Origin of the sequence: Acinetobacter sp. YH12241 (assembly GCF_013417535.1) — a bacterium.
GTDB lineage: Bacteria > Pseudomonadota > Gammaproteobacteria > Pseudomonadales > Moraxellaceae > Acinetobacter.
Window position 1 is genome coordinate 31,343 of the sequence record NZ_VPDQ01000019.1, and the last position, 19,562, is coordinate 50,904.

At 39.2% G+C, this 19,562-nt stretch carries 16 protein-coding genes and 2 pseudogenes; 9 read left to right on the plus strand and 9 right to left on the minus strand.

The features are described 5' to 3' along the window. The first annotated feature begins 252 nt into the window (after positions 1 to 252). The 3 genes from FTV18_RS11075 (at position 253) to FTV18_RS11085 (ending at position 2,904) form a co-directional block, all read left to right on the plus strand. Positions 253 to 1,251, plus strand: coding sequence for a putative oxygenase MesX (locus FTV18_RS11075; protein ID WP_180018105.1), 999 nt, complete (start codon positions 253 to 255; stop codon positions 1,249 to 1,251). Between the two features lie 42 nt (positions 1,252 to 1,293). Then, on the plus strand, positions 1,294 to 2,322 hold the full coding sequence (locus FTV18_RS11080) for a methionine synthase (RefSeq protein ID WP_179993025.1): 1,029 nt from the start codon (positions 1,294 to 1,296) through the stop codon (positions 2,320 to 2,322). Between the two features lie 87 nt (positions 2,323 to 2,409). Further along, positions 2,410 to 2,904, plus strand: coding sequence for a flavin reductase (locus FTV18_RS11085; RefSeq protein ID WP_159123555.1), 495 nt, complete (start codon positions 2,410 to 2,412; stop codon positions 2,902 to 2,904). A gap of 65 nt (positions 2,905 to 2,969) precedes the next feature. On the opposite strand, the gene FTV18_RS11090 is transcribed toward FTV18_RS11085, so the two are convergent. The 3 genes from FTV18_RS11090 to FTV18_RS11100 form a co-directional block, all read right to left on the minus strand. Next, entirely contained in the window at positions 2,970 to 3,668 is a 699-nt protein-coding gene (locus FTV18_RS11090) for a DUF1826 domain-containing protein (protein WP_166137214.1), read from the minus strand. 120 nt (positions 3,669 to 3,788) lie between these two features. Beyond that, positions 3,789 to 4,253: a DMT family transporter gene (locus tag FTV18_RS11095; RefSeq protein ID WP_180018107.1), complete on the minus strand. Its 465-nt coding sequence runs from the start codon at positions 4,251 to 4,253 to the stop codon at positions 3,789 to 3,791. Positions 4,254 to 4,265: 12 nt separating this feature from the next. Then, positions 4,266 to 4,694 carry a DMT family transporter gene (locus FTV18_RS11100; RefSeq protein ID WP_180018109.1) on the minus strand — a complete coding sequence of 143 codons (429 nt, stop codon included), beginning with the start codon at positions 4,692 to 4,694 and terminating at the stop codon, positions 4,266 to 4,268. Between the two features lie 134 nt (positions 4,695 to 4,828). Between FTV18_RS11100 and FTV18_RS11105 the strand changes: the two genes are divergently transcribed. Further along, positions 4,829 to 5,758: a LysR family transcriptional regulator gene (locus tag FTV18_RS11105; RefSeq protein ID WP_180018111.1), complete on the plus strand. Its 930-nt coding sequence runs from the start codon at positions 4,829 to 4,831 to the stop codon at positions 5,756 to 5,758. 360 nt (positions 5,759 to 6,118) lie between these two features. Here FTV18_RS11105 and FTV18_RS11110 read toward each other — a convergent pair whose 3' ends face one another. Then, positions 6,119 to 6,913 carry an IclR family transcriptional regulator gene (locus FTV18_RS11110; RefSeq protein WP_034170898.1) on the minus strand — a complete coding sequence of 265 codons (795 nt, stop codon included), beginning with the start codon at positions 6,911 to 6,913 and terminating at the stop codon, positions 6,119 to 6,121. Positions 6,914 to 7,337: 424 nt separating this feature from the next. Here FTV18_RS11110 and FTV18_RS11115 point away from each other — a divergent pair, with 424 nt between their 5' ends. The 4 genes from FTV18_RS11115 (at position 7,338) to FTV18_RS11130 (ending at position 11,319) form a co-directional block, all read left to right on the plus strand. Further along, the gene (locus FTV18_RS11115; protein WP_180018113.1) at positions 7,338 to 9,413 is read left to right on the plus strand and encodes an FUSC family protein; all 2,076 of its coding nucleotides are present in this window, start codon (positions 7,338 to 7,340) and stop codon (positions 9,411 to 9,413) included. Between the two features lie 3 nt (positions 9,414 to 9,416). Next, entirely contained in the window at positions 9,417 to 9,617 is a 201-nt protein-coding gene (locus tag FTV18_RS11120) for a DUF1656 domain-containing protein (RefSeq protein ID WP_180018116.1), read from the plus strand. A gap of 34 nt (positions 9,618 to 9,651) precedes the next feature. Beyond that, positions 9,652 to 10,659: an HlyD family secretion protein gene (locus FTV18_RS11125; RefSeq protein WP_180018118.1), complete on the plus strand. Its 1,008-nt coding sequence runs from the start codon at positions 9,652 to 9,654 to the stop codon at positions 10,657 to 10,659. A 216-nt stretch (positions 10,660 to 10,875) separates the two neighbouring features. Continuing rightward, the gene (locus FTV18_RS11130) at positions 10,876 to 11,319 is read left to right on the plus strand and encodes a BLUF domain-containing protein (protein ID WP_180013747.1); all 444 of its coding nucleotides are present in this window, start codon (positions 10,876 to 10,878) and stop codon (positions 11,317 to 11,319) included. Between the two features lie 204 nt (positions 11,320 to 11,523). On the opposite strand, the gene FTV18_RS11135 is transcribed toward FTV18_RS11130, so the two are convergent. Beyond that, a complete protein-coding gene (locus FTV18_RS11135) occupies positions 11,524 to 11,814 on the minus strand; it encodes a hypothetical protein (RefSeq protein WP_004785797.1) in 291 nt (96 codons plus the stop codon). Positions 11,815 to 11,998: 184 nt separating this feature from the next. Between FTV18_RS11135 and FTV18_RS11140 the strand changes: the two are divergent. Further along, positions 11,999 to 12,387 (plus strand): annotated as a pseudogene (locus FTV18_RS11140) (tautomerase family protein). Between the two features lie 279 nt (positions 12,388 to 12,666). Here FTV18_RS11140 and FTV18_RS11145 read toward each other — a convergent pair. The 4 genes and pseudogenes from FTV18_RS11145 to FTV18_RS11160 all read right to left on the minus strand — a co-directional run. Further along, positions 12,667 to 14,793 (minus strand): TonB-dependent receptor, encoded by a 2,127-nt coding sequence (locus FTV18_RS11145; RefSeq protein ID WP_180018120.1) that lies wholly within the window; start codon positions 14,791 to 14,793, stop codon positions 12,667 to 12,669. Positions 14,794 to 15,025: 232 nt separating this feature from the next. Then, complete coding sequence (locus tag FTV18_RS11150) at positions 15,026 to 17,428, minus strand: glucose/quinate/shikimate family membrane-bound PQQ-dependent dehydrogenase (protein WP_180018122.1); 2,403 nt, start codon at positions 17,426 to 17,428, stop codon at positions 15,026 to 15,028. A 166-nt stretch (positions 17,429 to 17,594) separates the two neighbouring features. After that, positions 17,595 to 18,854, minus strand: coding sequence for a carbohydrate porin (locus FTV18_RS11155; RefSeq protein ID WP_159124557.1), 1,260 nt, complete (start codon positions 18,852 to 18,854; stop codon positions 17,595 to 17,597). Between the two features lie 525 nt (positions 18,855 to 19,379). Then, positions 19,380 to 19,562: pseudogene (locus FTV18_RS11160) on the minus strand (IS982 family transposase); the annotation flags it as partial.

A 19,562-nucleotide genomic window follows, 5' to 3' on the forward strand; every position in this document is an offset into this window, starting at 1 on the left:
TCAATAATTTTTACCTTTAAAATTAAATTGATAGCTCATTTTTATAAAAGGCGATCTACATTAATTTTTGAATGAGAAACTGTATTTTGTTCTATTTAATTTTGAGTAAGTATTCATACAATTAATTCATCTATAGTGAATTTCTCTCATCTTTTACTGAATTTATATCGTTTTACTCATCTCTAGATTCACGTTTAAATGAAGTTATACAGAAATTTGGCTTTATTTAAAAATTTAGGATAGTGAATCTCCATGGATAATCAATTTACATGCTCAATCAAGCGCATCCGTTTCGATGAAAATTATCAACCAGCAGACAACACACGTTTAACCACAAACTTTGCCAATCTGGCACGTGGTGAAAGTCGACAGGAAAATCTGCGCAGAACTCTGGCCATGATTAATCAGCGTTTTAATTCATTAGCGACAAGTGATAATCCTAAAGGCGACCGTTATTCCCTTGAAATTGACATTATCTCTGCGGAACTTGATGTCGAAGGCCATGGTCAGACTTTCCCATTTATCGAGATGCTGAAAAGTACCGTCATTGATCATAAAACCAATGAGCGCATTGAAGGCATGATTGGCAACAGCTTTTCATCTTATGTACGTGATTATGACTTTAGCGTTGTATTGCCATCCATCAGCGATAAAACTGATGCAAAGCTTGACGACTTTGGTGATTTGCACGGCAAACTTTATCAGCATTTAATTCATTCAGATGTGTTTAAAGCCGAGTTTAAGAAACAGCCGGTGATTTGCCTGAGTGTATCTACCACGAAAACCTATTACCGTACTGCACATGTGCATCCTGTACTCGGTGTGGAATATAAAAATGATGATTATTCACGTACAGATGCATACTTTAAGAAGATGGGCTTAAGCGTTCGCTATTTCAAACCTGAACATGGCAATGCGCCGTTGGCATTCTATTTTGCCGGTGACTTATTGCGTGATTACACGGACTTCGAACTTATCAGTGCGATCAGTACTATGGAAAGTTTCCAGAAGATTTATCGTCCTGAAATTTACAACACCAATTCGCCTGCAGGTTTGATCTATCAACCAAGCCTGAATTATCAGGATTATTCGTTGACACAAATCGTTTACGACCGTGTGGAGCGTAGTCAATTAGCAGTTAAGCAGGGCAAATGGACAGAAGAAAATTTTATTAAGCCGTATAAAGACATTCTTGAAAAGTGGGCCGCAAATTTTACTGTAGATAATGCTCATCAAGAGCATACTGCCTGAATGAAGAAATAAATTAACGAATATAGAGATAGAAGATTAGACATGAGCATTTTACTCCCAACATCTACAGCTGGCAGCTTGCCGAAACCGTCTTGGCTTGCCGAACCTGAGCAACTTTGGTCACCCTGGAAACTGGAAGGCGAGCAGCTCCTTGAAGCCAAGCGAGATGCTTTGAGCTTGTCCCTACATGAGCAACTACAGGCAGGCATTGATATCGTCAGTGATGGCGAACAAACCCGTCAGCACTTCGTGACCACCTTTATTGAACATCTGGAAGGTGTGGATTTCGAAAAGCGTGAGACGGTGCGTATTCGAAATCGCTATGATGCGAGTGTGCCATCCGTCGTGGGTGCTGTCGCTCGCAAGAAACCTGTATTTGTAGATGATGCCAAGTTCTTGCGTAGTCAAACTAAGCAGCCAATCAAATGGGCGTTGCCGGGTCCAATGACCATGATCGATACGCTTTATGATGCTCATTATAAGAGCCGTGAAAAACTGGCTTGGGAATTTGCAAAAATCCTGAATCAGGAAGCACTTGAACTCGAAGCAGCAGGTGTAGATATCATCCAGTTTGATGAGCCTGCATTTAATGTATTTTTTGATGAAGTAAATGACTGGGGCATTGCCACATTAGAACGAGCGCTTGAAGGTCTGAAATGTGAAACAGCAGTACACATCTGCTATGGTTACGGTATCAAAGCCAATACGGACTGGAAGAAAACCTTGGGTTCGGAATGGCGCCAATACGAAGCAGTGTTTCCGAAACTGCAAAAGTCTAAGATCGACATTGTTTCACTTGAATGCCAAAACTCTCATGTACCAATGGATCTGATTGAATTGATTCGTGGCAAAAAAGTCATGGTCGGCGCCATAGATGTCGCAACCAATCAAATTGAAACACCAGAACAGGTTGCAGATACTTTACGAAAGGCGCTTCAGTTCGTGGATGCTGACAAGCTGTATCCTTCAACCAACTGTGGTATGGCACCTTTATCGCGTCAAGTCGCACAAGGCAAACTGAATGCTTTAAGTGCTGGCGCAGCTATTGTTCGTCAAGAACTGACAGCCTGAGTATTCATTTGTCTTAAGAGCTGTATAAGGAATACATGTACTTTTACCGCTCTTCATCAAAGCGATAGTCAATTAGGGATTTAAGAGATGATTGAAGCGACTGACTTTAGAAATGCCATGTCCTTACTCACCACAGCAGTGAATGTCATTACAACCTCGGGTGAGACAGGAATGCATGGTTTTACGGCATCTGCAGTATGCAGCGTGACTGATACACCACCGACATTGCTGGTCTGTATGAATCAGTCATCTCGTTCACATGTGCATTTTATTGAGAACAAAATTTTGTCAGTGAACGTCTTAGGTCCACAGCACGAACAGATTTCTAATGCATTCGCATCCAGCAAATTCAGTTCTGAACGAAGATTTCAATTAGGTTCTTGGACAATACTAAAAACAGGCTCACCTGTACTAGGCGATGCATTAGTGAGTTTTGACTGTGAAATCGAGAATATCCAGCAAGTAGGGACACATAGTATCTTTATGTGTCGAGTGGTTGCGATTCAACGGAGCGAACAAGATCAGAGCCTGGTGTATTTTAATCGTACTTACCATTCGGTTGGACAGTTAGAATTTGCTTGAATGAAAATGAGAAAAATGACAATAAGATAATGTGGATTTTCTCATTTTTAAGATTTGTATCGAATTTAACAAATCAAAAGCAATCGATATTCACCCTCATTTTCAACCGGAGCCCGATGTACACAAGGTAGGGCTCTTTGGGCTGGATGATCGACTGCCAATCGCCAAAGATGTCCCTGACCTAAATTTACAGGTTTTGCATTAGGCTTAGGTTGATAATGCAGATCAAAGAAATACTCTTCCAGAAAACCTTCAAATCCGGCTTCTGGGCCATCATATAATTCTTTCAGCTTTGCCCTGATTTCTGGAATCAGAATCTTTTGTTCCACCTGATCATTAGGCAAGATATCGCTTGCAGCACCATGATAGGTACATAAGAAAGTATCTGTTTCAATCGGAGAGCGATCGACATGGAATGAATAGACATCTGTAGTAATGAAATCGAGCTCATTATCCCGTTCATAGCATTTGAGCAGATTGAGTGAAGGGGAAGCGCCGTAGTCAGTCAGTAGCTGTATATCTTCTAAGATAATCTTTCTTGCCAGATGACCGCTTTCTGACAGCTGGAGTTTCATAAGATCATCAATTGAAACTTCAGTCATATTTTCCTGTAAATGAAGCTTATTCACGATCTCGGCAAAATCACCCGCTAAATTTCTAGACCAGCAAATCGCATTCATCGCACCCTTAAAATCCGAATTAACGAGTTCTGAAAAGTTTGAGACTACACGAATTTGTTTATTGCCTGAAAATTGATTATGCATGCTTAAGTGAAATGACTTATGAACTATGCCTAATATTACCCTTAGATTCCTCAAAATAACTTTATGAGCTCATAAAAAAAGAGATTTTAAAACCTAAAATCTCTTTCCTTTCACAGTATCTTAATTTTCAGCTTGTGCTTTGGCTGTAATATTACTTTTATAGATAAAAAATAGTGCAACAGCTAATAGGGCAATTGCTGCTAGTCTGGATCCATCTAAATGAATCACCGGATTATTCAACCATCCAAAATGATCGATGAGCAGACTCATTAATAACTGGCCACTAATGACGGCGACAGTGGTGGCAGCAGCGCCCAGTCTAGGCATAGCAAATACAATCGTAAGCATATAGGCCACGCCAAAAAATGCACCTGTTAATTGCCATCTTGGTGCGGTAAATAAATTCAATGCATGGTTGGGTTCAAGAAAGAAAGCGATTAAAAAGCTGATCAGAGCGCCTAAGACAAATGTCAGCCATGAGCTTTCCAGTACACCAACTTTAGCACCTAGACGACCATTAATTGAAGATTGAGCACATAAAACTGCTCCGCCAAAAATAACGACTAATAACATTATATAAATCATGGAGAAGCTTCCTTATTGAATAAGCCATAATGCAGCTAAAATAGCTACCAGCGCGCCAATACGATATTTGTCTACAGCCCATTTATGGCTACCTAACAAACCCCAGTGATCAATAATAAGACTGGTTGCAACCTGGCCAAACAGGATGCCCACCATGGTCAGGCCAACGCCAATATGAGGTGTCGCTACAGTTAAAGCCACTACATATATAGGGCCTAATATACCGCCAGTCAGTTGCCACCGTGGCTGCTTGAACATGAGAGAAAGCTTTGGACGGCTGAAGATCAACCCCAAGGTTAAGAGCAGTGATCCGATCGCGAAAATTCCCAAGGTCGCCCAGAAATGCCCAATTTCTTCCCCGAGTGGACCCAGTAAACCCGCTTCAACAGATAACCCCATACCTGCAAGAACGACTAATGGGAAAATCCACAACTGTTTCATATATGCTTTCCAAAGGAAGAAAGCAACGAATTATATTCTCTTATTTAAAAGCTACAATTCCGCAATTTTTCAAAACATAATTGCTATTATGACAATAATAAAATGATTGAATTAAATTCAGGGATAGATCAAGTATGCAACTCAATGCATTACGCTATTTTGTGATGGTGGCAACGACAGGCAGTTTTTCAGCTACGGCAAAGCATTTTCAGGTTCCATCTTCCTCAGTATCTCGTTTTATTTCCAAACTTGAACAGGAAATTGGGCAACAACTTTTTTATCGTAATACACGCTCTGTTCGGCTAACTGACATAGGAGAAAAGTACTTTGTGCAAATTAAGGAAGTGCTTGATACGCTAGATCTGGCCAATGAAGAAATTTCTGGTAAAAATGCGATCAGAGGGTTAATTCGTATCAATACAGCGGTTGCGTTGGGAAGGCTACATATATCGCGTATAGTGAATAAATTGCATGATAGCTATCCGGATCTTTCAGTCGAGCTGATCTTGACGGATACTTTTATTGATCCTGTACAAGAAGGCGTAGACATTGCGATAAGGATTGGCTCATTACAAGATTCAGCATTAATTGCACGCAAGGTCTGTGATCAACAATATGTGCTGTGTGCGAGTCCTGCATATCTTGGAAAGTATGGAACTCCACATTCCCCACACGAGATTCAGAATCATCAATGTCTGGTATATAAGGGCGTTTCCGGAAGCCAACGCTGGTATTTCCGTCAGCAAGAGCATGACACTCCGGTTTTAATTGAGCCACAAGGGCCTTTAAGAAGTAATAATGCAGAAGTCCTGGTAGATGCGGCATTGGAAGGACGGGGGATTGTATTATTTCCAACCTGGATTTTTACGGAAGACTATTTCAAAACCCATAAACTGGTTCAACTTCTTCCTGACTGGATCAGTACAGTAGAGCCTTATTCTATAGGGATTCATCTGGTTTCTCCTGAAAACAGAATTCGTTCGCAAAAGGTTAGAACTGTGCTTGATTTCATTTTAAAAGAAATTGGAGATCCGCCGTACTGGGATAATATTCTTAAGTTTTAAAATTTTTATGATCCAATTATAAAAAGCTTAATTGGTTTCTTAGTTATCTTTTTTGATCAAGAAGGATTCTAAGGAAGAGCTAAGATGAAAAGCATAAAATGGAAGAACTTATATGATTTCAAATTTCTAACTTTAGATTTTATCTACGCATTGCAATTGTAAAATTCTTAAATTTCCTTAAATGTATCTGCATTATTGCTATAAATCCAAAATTAAAATAAAAAAGCCTATCTCATTCGAAATAGGCTTTTTTACCTCTGAGGAATCTTCTCACCATTTAATTCAGTAAGAATACTATGGCTTAAAGACTGATAATCATATTATGAGAATATGAATAGTTTTTCAAACATAATTTAAATTTTATTTGATTAAATTATTACGAATATCACTGGTGCTTTCAGGATGGTGGAGGAACTTATTTTCAATAATCTGTGCTTTCTCCTGAAGAATTTGTACTAATTTTTCCAGATTTACGAAATCAAATCTATTCTTTGAAGCTAATAAAGTAAGCGCTAAGGGCGGTTCTTTAAGAGAGAATTTAACTGGTACAGACAAACCTGCAACTTGAGGATCAAGTTCACCACTAGAATAATAATACCCCTGTTTTTTGATCTTTCTCATTTGTTCCAGAAAAGCGGTTTCATTCTGCACAAATCCTACTTCTGCAAATGCATCTGCATAACGTTGGTAATAGTCAAGCAACGCTTGTTTCGGTAAATGTGCCATGATGACTTTTGAAGATGAACCTACATAGACAGGACGTGGACAACCGCGTCCGAATGAAAGCAGATGTGCATTTTTAAAGACTTCGTCATGTAAGTCGATACAAGAATCGTAATTGAGATGAGTCAATATACAAGAGAACTCAGTCCGTTCGACGATTTCCTGCATAAAGGGAATGCTGATCTGAACCAAAGGATCAGTTTTTCTTGAAATATAATCCAGAACAGCAATTTTCGAACCCAGCGTATAGTCACCGGATGTGCCACTGATTCGCTGTAATAATTCAGCCGATACCAATTCTTTTAAATAGCGATAACTGGTAGGTTTGGAGAGGTTTAATTCTTCACTGATGATATCTACATTAATCACTGAACGTGATAACGAAAATAGATCGAGAACCGTAAGAATTTTTCCAAAACTTGCTTGCGCCATAAAAAAAACCTGAAGTGCTGACTATTGAAAAAGGTGATGACTCACTTTAGCTTAAAAGAGGGTAGTAGAGGCAACTATTTACCTAAAATTCTCGGATAATGAGGATATAGGAAGAAAAGAGATAAATATTCAGCTTAACGGCCTATGCAATGATAAAAATCATACTTATTCTCATATAGAGATATTTTTATTGACAATAAAGCGTTTATTTGAAAAAATTACTTACACAAATATCCAATGATGAATAATTAAGCAAAGCATTATCTTTTGCTTTTTATATTTTCATCAGACAGTTTCAGTTTAATCAGCTGAATATTCTAATTTTATAGACTTTCAACAAGTAAAAATTTTGTCACTAAGTTCTTTGGGCTTGGTGGGCAGGTTATTTGCTTTAGAAAATAAAATAAGCTCTTAGAGAGAAACCATGCTGCTTATAAAATCTTTACTCGCATTTCGTCCAAATAAAATGGACTGGATTTTTGCGACTAAAACGTTTGTGGCTGGTATTTTGGCGCTCTACGTTGCGTTGAGTTTGGATCTTGCTTATCCGATTTGGGCTATTGGCACAGTTTTCGTTATTGCCAATCCTTATACGGGAATGACCGCTTCAAAAAGTATCTATCGTGTACTAGGTACTTTATTAGGCGCAATTGTGGCAGTTGCAGTTATTCCTTGGCTAATCAATACCCCGTGGTTGTTTACGCTGTTTTTATCCTGTTGGGTTGGTCTTTGCTTATATTTCTCTCTGCTTGATCGTACACCGCGCAGTTATATACTGATGCTGGCTGGATATACGACAGTCATCATCTGCTTTAATATCATTTACTTTATTGATACTGCTTCATTATTTGATATGGCGGTAGGACGCTTTTTGGAAATTACTATTGGCGTCGTTTGCAGCGCGATTGTGACGACGACCATATTTCCAATGCATATTGGCCCCGCAGTGAAAAGTCGTGTCAGTAAAACCTTAGCGGATACTCAGCAGATTTTTAATAAAATTCTATTGGAACCACGTCAAGATCAGAACTATACAAAAGCTTTAAGCCAATTGGCTGCAGATATTGCAGATATTCATGTCATGGCTGTGCATTTAAGCTATGAAAAGTCAGCTCTACAAGGAATGACCAAACCACTGCAGGAAATGCTGAACCAGATCACAATGCTGGTGAGTAATTTGGTGGCGATGTCTGAACGCATGCAACAGTTAGACTTCATTGATACAGGATATCGCCAGTCATTAGCAGATTTACATTCCAAAATTAATACATATCTAACAGATGAACATCTATTGAAAGAGTCTGAATTGAATCAGCTTCCTACTGATTTTGAAATAGATTTCCTAAAAATTTTTGAACATTCAAAAGATGATCAAATTGTAATATTGAAAAGCTTGAAAATGGATATCCGTCATTTCATTCAGAATATCCATGCAATTAAGTTGATCTGGCAGCGAATCCAACAGGGGGATACTTCACTGCCTGAAATGATTGTTCCACTTACTACAAACTATCCAACTTTACATCGTGATCATGGCGTAGCAGTGCGGGGCGGGGTTTCTGCATGCCTCACAGTTTTTATTGCTACTGCCTTTTGGATCTTAAGCGGCTGGAAAGCAGGATTTATGCTGGCTGAAATGGCTGCAATTAGTGCTTGTATATTAACGGCGCTGGATAATCCGGTGCCTGCATTGAAGCTGTTTATTCGTAGTAGCTTATATGCTTCGATCGTGATCTTCATATATGCCTATGGAATTTTTCCAAATATTATAGAATTCTGGCAGTTAGCACTTGTACTTGCACCATTCTGCATATATTGCCTGATGCTTTTTTTGCATCCACCCTTGGTTGGAATTGGTTTGCCGTTGTTGATGGGTACGATCATGGGGCTGAATTTTCAGAACCGTTATACCCTGAATCAAATTTCTTTCTTCGATGCAGCGATTGGTACAGTGATCGGGCCAATCATCGCTGTATTTATTATCCATATGATCCGTGCAATGTCGCCAGATATAACCGTACAGCGCATTTTGGCTATTCATAATCGAGCCATTCGTCAGGCACTGTATATTCCTTATGGGGTACGGTTCCGTATTCATTTACGTACAATGATTGACCGCATCGGGGTATTAAATACTAAAGCAGTAGAATCTGAAGATCTGAAAAATAAAATCAATCAAGCACTCATTGAATCCAGCGCCATCGTGGATCTGGCACGGTTACAGGAACTCATACTCAAGTTACCTGAACAGCAGCTTTTGACCCGGCAACTCGAAGATCTTCAAATACAGCTGGATGAATATTTTCGTGCCAAAGAAATTGGACAAAATTATGATGCTGCCTTCACACAGTTAATTAACAACATACAGGCTCTAGAAGCAGATCTCATCATGCAGGAACATACAGATGTTGTAGAACGGCTGCATATTTCACTCAACAATATTCGTAGCAGCTTATGTCATATCAAGACACCGCCAAGATATGCAGGCACAGGAGATTAATACATGGGAGAGCTGAATATCTATGGTGTGTATGTGCCGATTTTATTGATTCAAGCTGTGATTGCCTATGTACTGCTCAGAATCTTGATGAAGTGGCTAGATAAACTAGTCGCAAATGACTGGATCATCATACCGAATATTTTCTATTTATGCACTTACGTACTTTTGCTGGGCGCCGTCCATTGGGCAGGCTTATTACTATGAGGTCTGATATTAAAATGATTGAGGAAAACCGTATATGACATCTGTCAATTTACGCAAATATTTGCGACCTGTACTTTTGACGGTAGTGGCTGTTCTCGCCATTTTAGTGATTCGACATATCTGGAATTATTATAATTCTGAGCCATGGACGAGGGACGGGCGTGTACGTGGTGATGTAATTCAGGTGTCATCAGATATTTCAGGCCTGGTCACAGAAGTACTGGTGCAAGATAACCAGACTATTAAGAAAGGGCAGCCTCTATTTAAAATTGATGTTGAACGTCAAGAACTGGAAGTTGAAGAGACTCGTGCGGATCTTGCGAAAGCAAAAGCAGGTTTAGCACAAGCTGAGGCTGAACTGGCAAATGCTAAAGCCAATGTAGTGAAATCCCAGGCGAGTATTCATCTGGCAGACAAGAATGCGATGCGTTATTCAAGTTTAATGGATGGTGCTATTTCAAAACAGGAACAGGATCAGATTTTTGCTGCACGAGATGAATCACATGCCGAGCATGAGCAATCCTTAGCTGCAATCGAACAGGCCAAAGCGAATATCGAACAGCAAAAGGCATTAATACAAGTCGCTGAAAATAACCTCAATCTCGCGCAACTTAATTTACATCGTTCAGAAGTTGTTGCTCCGGCAAATGGGACATTATCAAATTTTGAATTAAAAGAAGGGAACTATGTCAAAGTTGGCCAAGCGGTTGCAGCATTACTAGATCGCAAACAGCTCTATGTAGTGGGTTATTTTGAAGAAACAAAACTAGATAAAATTTACGTAGGGGCACCTGCCACCATTCAGCTGATGGGTGATTCGCAAAAACTTAAGGGCCATGTGCAAGGTATTGCCTCGGGGATTGAAGATCGCGAACGTACTGCTGGTTCAGGTCTTTTAGCGAATGTGAATCCAACCTTTAGCTGGGTACGTTTAGCCCAACGCGTCCCTGTTAAGATTATTCTGGATGAGTTACCTAAGAATGAACTTGCCTTTGTTGCAGGGCGAACAGCAACAGTGCATATAGAAAAGCAAGAAAAATAAACTGTCCTGTAATTCAATAACACAAGGTTCTTGACGAAAAGAGAACCTTGTTATGAATCCTGATTTAAAAAGATCAAATAGCTATATAAAAATAGTAATAATAAGAAGTATGTAATTTGACCATTAAATTACCTTGTCATTACATTTTTATTGACCATTTGTTCAAATTTTTATATTTTCATATGGAATTTTTTTAAGCAGGAGGAAATTTTTATTATGAATGATGTAAGGCTTTTATATGTAAGTAAGTTCAAAGATGAGAGATATTCTACCTCTGAACTTTATAATATTTTAACAGAAGCCTTAGAATTTAATGAGTTACACAAAATCTTTGGCGCACTCTATTTCGGTAATAATTATTTTGTCCAGTGTTTGGAAGGCACTGAAGAAAGTGTAAAAGACCTTTTCTATAATCGAATAGTTAAAGATCCACGCCATAAGAACTGTGAAATTCTTTCTTATGAACTAATCGACTTCTATCTTTTCTCTAGTTGGCACATGAAGTATGCCAATGTTCATAATGATCTCATTGAGTTCTTTATCAAGAATCATCATGATGGATTTAACCCTTATCTCCTGGATTCAGATACTATTCCTGCTTTTATAGAATTACTCAGACAGCACGAAGATGATTTATACAAAGCCCAAGTGATGGCTTAGTCAAATTAAGATGTAACATGTGATATGTTAATTTAAAAAAATTGCTATATTACATGTTATATTTATAATTTTAAGTTATTGAAATTTATAGAATAATTAAATTTTTAGTTTTAAAAAATAGAGATGGTTAACCGTCTCTATTTTTTAATAGATTTAAAATTCCGAGGCAACTTAAATAAATTCCAGCACTTTAAGTCTCAATATTTAAAATATTTCCTGATTACATATTTCTATTCTTGAAATAAAATCGAGAGGCATAGTTAGTCTTTCAGCCGTTATTGTTTCGAAATGAACCCAGATAGCTGCGTCTCTATTCTCAAAACTAATACTTACAAGCTTAACCAAGTCATAGGGTTCAACATTGTGAGTCAAGATAATATTATAAAAGTGATCTGAGCGTACGTAAGAGATAAGCATTTGATGAATAGCTACTTGTTCATCGCTACTTAGCTCACTATATTTACTTAGTTCAGGTAAATCATGTTGTCTGTTCACTTTAGTCCTTATCAATCTTCAAGTTTTTTTATAGAGGACCAGAATTTTATCAATTTAGACAGGGCAGCATTTAGTTGTTTTGTATAAATAATTGAACTTTTTATGAATGATGCTGAACAACAACGCTAGCCAGATTAAAGCGCACACTATAATTAAAACTGTAACTATAAGAGCGTAGAAAACAATGTCTCAAATAAAAATTTATGCTTTAAATAAAACAATCGAACTACATAGAATAGAACTGAGTAAAGCTATTCATCAAGCTTTAGTCAAAGAGCTAAATTGTCCCGAGAAAAGATTTTTCAACGATTTATACCTTATAGAGTCTGAAAATTTTATTTACTCAAAGGATCGATCCAGATCTTAGATCATTATCGAGATTTGAATGTTTGAAGGAAGAACAAAGAGACCAAGAGAGTATTTATTTAGGCTTTATTTAAAAATATAAGTCATTTATGTGGGATTAAATCCAATGATATTGAAATAACTATATTTGAAACTCCTAAAGAAAACTGGGGTATTCGAGGAAAAATTGCGGATGAGCTTCATCTAGGTTATGAGGTAAATATTTAGGTAATTTATATAAAGAAAACCTTCAAACTAATCTTAATATCTACGTTTAACACGACTAGGATGAAAAAGACATATTAACTAATTGGTGAGTGCTACATACAGAAATAGGCCATATGCATAATATCCTATTTAACATAATATACATTATACGAAATGTATTATATATTAGCTTCAAATAGAAATGTCCGCCTTAGATTCGCACTTATTGCTTATCTTAGCGGACATTCACATGTGAACATGAATCTTGAATAAATTAAGAAAGCTTAAATCAGATTTAAATTAAAACTCTTTTGTCACGCTTAACCCAGCACTCCAGTTACGACCTTCTGCAGGTTCATAGAAACGACCATTGCTTTCGTTGACAATGACTGAGCCTGAATAATCCTTATCAAACAGATTATCTACGCGTGCAAACGTTTTTACAGACAAATCTTTGACATTCCAGTTATAGCCTACATTAGCCCCAGCCACTGTATAACTTGGTGCATATTGTGAGTTAATGTCGTTAACATAAATTCGGTCTGAGTAACGTACATCGAGACCTGCATTAAAACCATTTTCAGGTTTCCAGCCTAGACTGATAAAAGCCTGATTTTTAGCAATCCCGGGAATATAGTTTCCTGCAGCAACTCTAGATACTACAACTTCTCCCTTGTCATCAAAAAGCTCTGGTATATCTGCATCAAAAGTTGCATCGATATAGCTATAGCTGGCTTGAGCTGCCAGATCACGCCAGAGGTCTTTACTCCAAGATAGCTCTAATCCTTTTCTTAGAGTTTTATCTGCATTACGAAACGTTGAGCGCCCGCCATCACTTCCCGCAGAAACAATGTCATTTTTGGTTTGAGTCTGAAATGCTGCTAAGGTCATATCACCGAAGCGATTCGCAGATTTTAATCCCAGTTCATAAGTTTCACTTTCAGCCGCTTTTAAGCTTAATACATCATTGCTGCCATCAGCCGGATAAGCCATTTCGGTAAATGTTGGTGTTTCAAAACCTTGTGCAAAGCTTGTATAAGTCACTAATTCAGGAAGAATTTTCCAACTTAATGCAACTGAAGGCAGTACTTGCTCATAAGTCGTTTTACCTGAATTATCGCCATTGCTTAGGTAACGGTCTTCAGATTTAAAATGCACATTGCTATAACGCAAACCAGCATCTAAAGTCCAATCTGGCGCAAAGTTATAAGATGCTTGAATATAAGGATCTGCATTCCAAAGCGTATTATCTTCATTACGACGGAGTTCACCTTTAATGCCTAAAGTATTGCCGACAAAGTTTTGATAGCCTTTGCGGTCTTCGGTCATACCATCTACAGCCACACCAGCAATCAATTTAGTGTTTTGTAAAATATCTGTTCCGGTCCAGCGAAGATCTGCTCCATAAAACTGACGATCAAAATCAATGACACCACCAGCATGATTTGGGCCACTTTGTGCTGTACTTGGAATAGATTGATATTGAGTGACTTCACGCTGCCCCCAATACGCCATACCGTACAATTCATGCTGATCATTGATCGGCTTGTTCCAGGTTAATCCAGTTTGAAATTGCTCAATTTCTTTACGTGCATTATATAGCAGTACATTTGCTGCCACCTGTTTAGGATTTGCTCGCCATTGTTCACGTGTTAAACCACCTGGATCATCTGCTGTAATTTTGACATAGTTATTGACCCAGTTAATTTTAGAGCCATCGTCCAGATCCCAAGTCAGCTTGGCATTGTTCAGTACTTTATGTGCACCACTATGATCACGGAAACCATCGGTATCAAAATAAGATGAACTGATGATATAGCTTGGTTCAGAAGCATTTTCTGAACCACCTTGTAGCACCAGGTTCGTTTGGCCTTTATTCTGACTGCCACCCGAATATCCCAAAGTGACTGAATCAGGTCCCTGCCCTTCACGGCTTTGTGTCAGGATGGTTCCGCCAGAAGAATTACCATATAGCGAAGAAAATGGCCCACTCAGCACTTCAATATGATCCAAGCTATTCAGGTCAATATTCGAGGTTTGCCCCTGCCCATCCGGCATAGTCGCAGGAATACCGTCTACATATAAACGTACTCCTCGCACACCGAAAGTCGAACGTGCACCGAAGCCCCGCATTGATATCTGTAAATCCTGAGCATAATTTTCGCGGTTATTCAGCTGCAAACCCGGCACCCCTTTTAAGGTTTCAGACAGGTTTACATTTAAGCTATTTTGTTGTTCCTGATTCAGATAATAGGCAGATGCCGGTGTTTCTAGAATGGTACGGTCTGTACGGGTTGCTTCAACCACAATGGGAGCCAGTCGCTGTACCTCTGTAACCGGTTCTTCCGCATAAATTCCTTGACTGATACAAGCAATCAGACAGGATAAAGTCGATTTCATCGGCAACCGCGTGGTATGAAGATGCATAGCTAATATTCCTGATATCTGGCATTCACTCATGCCATGGGAGTTCAAACGTTTTAAAAGTGTCTTATTAATTTTGAAGACTCAGCATCTGCATAAGATCAAACTGAATACTTGCAGGAAAGCCGAGCTAAAGGTTCATGATTTTCTAATCAAGCTTTATTGTCATAACAGCCTGTATTTTGCATAAAAAAGCCTGACGAATCAGGCTTTTTTACTTAACTATAAAACTTCATTATTTATTGTCAGGTAGTGCATAGGCAACCAAAGAATCACCCATTTTGGTACCGAAGGAACCGTGACCACCCGCCATAATCACAACATACTGCTTACCATTGGCTTCATAAGTCATTGGCGTCGCTTGACCACCTGCAGGTAGACGACCTTTCCACAGCTCATCACCATTAGTTACATTGATCGCACGAATGTAGTTGTCTTGAGTTGCACCAACAAACATCACATTACCCGCAGTCGAGATTGGACCACCTAACATCGGTACACCCATTTTGAATGGAGGCAATGGAATACCTGGCATACTGTCACGGATGGTACCAATACGACGTTTCCAAGCGATCTCATGATTGGTCAGGTCAACACCAGCCACATAACCCCATGCAGGTTGCTTACATGGCAAGCCGAATGGAGACAGGAAGGCACTGATTTCTACGCCATAAGGCACGCCATACATTGGTTGTACGCCCGCTTCTGTACCTGCACCTTTGGCAGTTTGCTCACGGTTAGGATCAGCAGGAATTAAGCGAGTCACGAATGGCAAACCAATTGGATTGGTCAATGCAATTTGACGATCTGGGTTGACTGACATACCGCCCCATTCGAATACACCGAGGTTACCTGGGAACACCAACGTACCATTTTCAGATGGAGGTGTATAAATACCGTCATAGTTTAATTTCTTGAACGATACACGACACATCAACTGGTCAAACATAGTGGCACCCCACATGTCTTTATCAGTCAATTTATCTTTAGGTGCCAGGTTAAAGTCAGAGAATGGTTGAGTTTTTGAATACCACTCGCCTTTAGTTTGCGGACCGCGTTTTACTGACTGAGGTACTGGTTTTTCAGTAATCGAAACGATCGCTTCACCTGTACGACGGTCTAACACAAAGGCATTACCGGTTTTGGTCAGCACATAGATCGCTGGAACCATGTTCCCGTTTTTGTCTTTGATATCAGTCAATGTCGGTTGAGCTGGTACATCCATATCCCAAAGGTCATGATGGGTCGTCTGGAAGTTCCAGATCAATTTACCAGTTGACGCATTCAGTGCCAGCATAGAGTTTGCATAACGCTCGTCTAGCTCAGTACGGTGACCACCGTAGATATCCGGTGTGCCTACACCTGTTGGTACATAGACGATATCCAACTGTGCATCATAAGCCAATGGTGCCCATGCGTTTGGTGAGTTATTTACGAATTTTTGACCAGGAGCTGGAATCGCGTTTGGATCTTCTGCGCCAGTATCAAATACCCATAATAATTCACCGGTATTTATGTCATAACCACGGATTACACCTGAAGGTTCTTCAGTCGAGTAGTTATCCGTTGTTGAACCCGCGATAATGATGGTTGTACCTGTGATCACTGGAGGTGAAGTCGGGTTATAACCGCCTGGATATGGAAATGGCATGTCTTTTTGCAGATCAACTTCACCATTGTTACCAAAGTCAGAACATACTTTACCAGTAGTCGCATTCACTGCGACCAGACGTCCATCATTGACCGGTAAGATCACTTTCTGAGGACATTCAGCAGAAGTTGTTGAACGTGCAGCCAGGCTGCTTTCAAAACCTGCAGTATTGTTCGCATCATAATAAGATACGCCACGACAAGTTAAATGCTGGAAGGTATTGTCCGCTTTCAGTTTAGGATCGAAGCGCCATTTTTCCTTACCAGTCGCAGGATCAAGTGCAATCAGATATTGGTGAGTTGAACACATGAACAGGTTGTTCCCCACTTTAATTGGAGTCACCTGATTGGTGGTTTCACCAGAGTCTTTATCTGTTTTAGTATCGCCAGTACGGAATTCCCAAGCCAGTTCAAGATCTTTTACGTTTTCAGAATTGATCTGTTTTAATGGAGAATAACGTAAACCTGACTGAGTACGACCATAAGCAGGCCAGTCTTCATCGGCAATACCTGGAATAGATTGATGGACTGCAGGTTGCTGTGATGTTAATTCGCCACGGATTTCCTGTGGGTCATTAAATACAGAATAAATCATGACAGCAATCGTAATTGCCAGCGAGCCAGTCAGCGCCATTTTTGCAGCTTTGCTGTCACCAAAACCACGAGTCACTGCAGGAATCAGCAGGGCCAGACCGAATAGGCCTAAAATATCCAGACGTGGTGCCAGTGCAAAGAAGTCTGAACCCACTTCCCAAAGCCCCCATACCACTGTACCAAGGACCAATACTGCATAAACAATAAGAGCTGTGCTTTTACGTTTTTGTAATAACACGGCTGTCGCCAGGAAGAACAGACCGGCAATGATGTAGTACCAAGACCCACCAAGTGTTGCCAGATATATTCCTCCAAATAGCAGAACCAAACCGAAAATGGCAGCAATAGCTGCCAGAATCGTTTTCAGTACTGAACCTGAAGACGAAGTATTCATATTGAACACCTTTTTTTTGATTTCTTGAACGTCTAAGCACTTAAGCGGCATAGACACCATATTGTTAAGTTCTTAGTTATAAATACATGAATACTTGGAGTATCAGTTCATCAATGCCCCAAAGTAATGGAAGAATCAATTGTGTATTTGCAACTAAAAACTCCGATTAGAACGACGTATTAAACTTGATTCCGCCTACCCAGACATTTTCACCGTCTTTATATGCGCCGACATGATGGACATATTGCAGGTTTGGACGGATGGTTAGCCAGTTAGTTGCATGAATGCCGTAATAGATTTCCGCATCGACTTCTTCACTACGGTTACCCAATACATCATTGTTCATATTGATGCGTGCAACACCCAAAGCGATTTCATCCTGTGGGCGGGCATTCATCGCACCTTTGTAGACAAGACCGACATTTTGCATATCACTAACTTGGTTGGTTTTAGAGTCATGAACAGTGACGTTCACGAAACCGCTTAAACCTCGTGATGTATCCCCTTGATGTGAAGTCAGCTGTTGCTTAGCTACAATCCACCCCCCGTGATGATGACCATTTTGGGTTTGTTCATCTTGTGGAGTCACGCCATCAAATATTTTGGCATCAGCGGTACTGTAGTAATAACCGGCACGATATTCACCTGGCAGTTTTTGCTCACCCAGTTTCGGTGTCCAGACCACTTCTGCAGGAATGATCGCGCCTTTAGATCCGTCTGTGCTCAGGTTAAAGCCTTTGCCGCGTTCCAGATTCTCAGGGTTATATTCATAGACACCGACCTGGGTATAAACTTCCGGGGTAACGTTATATTTAACCCGCGCAGCCCATTGAGAAACCGGCCAGTTATACCATTGATCCCCTACCCAGTTACCCACTTGTGAACCGCACAATGCCAGATTCTGGAAGTCACAATCAAAACTGTTAAAGTCTTCACCTTCACCAAAACGTCCGACTTTTACATCCAGTTTTTGATCCAAGAATTGTTTCTTGATCCAGAAATCTGTTAGACGCCAAGTTTGACCGCGACCCCATACTTCCTGAACTGAACTTAAATGTCCTGTAAGCGCATCAGAAGTATTCGAAAGGTTGCGACCATCACGATGAGTTACTGTAATTTGTGCTTCAGTGTCTTGCCAGCCAGCAATTTTTTCCAGATCCAGATGAGCACCCAGGTTTAACTGACCTGTATATTCTGTGCCATGGCTATTTGAGCGTTTCGCGTCAAGTAAAGTCGCCATTTCACCTGTATATCCAAAGCTAAAATCATAGCCCTGCTCTTGAAGCTGGATACGTTGACCATTCCAGTCACCCAACATCCACGGACTTTCTGCACTAAATGCATCAGCGGCCTGAGTAGTTGTATTTGCCAATAGCAATCCAACTAAGGATGTATAGACAGCCTTAGATAAGGGAGAAATAGACATTAAATGCTTCACCTTAATCACGTTTTTACTAAATATAGTACACTCATTTAATTTTTTAGTTTCAAATAATGAAGGAAAAGTATTAATAATGTTATGAAGTTTAGCTAATCTAATTCTTTTGTTAATTTTAATTTAAGAAAATTTTAAATTTTAAATTCAATAATTTAAGATAAAATAAATATAATATTAATAAAAATAATACTACCTATAAATATTTTTTCTACATCAGTTCTTTTGTACAAAAATTTACCAATTCGAATTGCGTAATAAAAAAATATTTGGTCTTTTGCTCATTTTATATACTAAAACTTGATGGTCATTGCCGTTCTATTCTTGGGTTTCTTAGCGAGGAAAATTGAGAAAAAACTAGATCTATATAGGTACTTAAACCCATTAAATAAGATAAAGAGTGATATCTGCTAAATAAAGTTTAAATATATGTAAAAATTATAATTATTGGCTATTCATATTAGATTATAGATGTATATCTTGTTTAATTCTTTCTATCAATAACCCGAATCCTGCTTAAGCCGATGACTTCATAATTTGAATTGTTGGCTTATTTTTATGGATCAGTTGACATGCACACAAGGACGCGTAAATCCCTCCTAGAAATCCATGAACACTACGTGCTTTGCTTGTCACTAAATTGTACTGACCTTTCAATAAACTGAATAAAGTCTCTATCTTATTGCGCTGTTTTAAGTG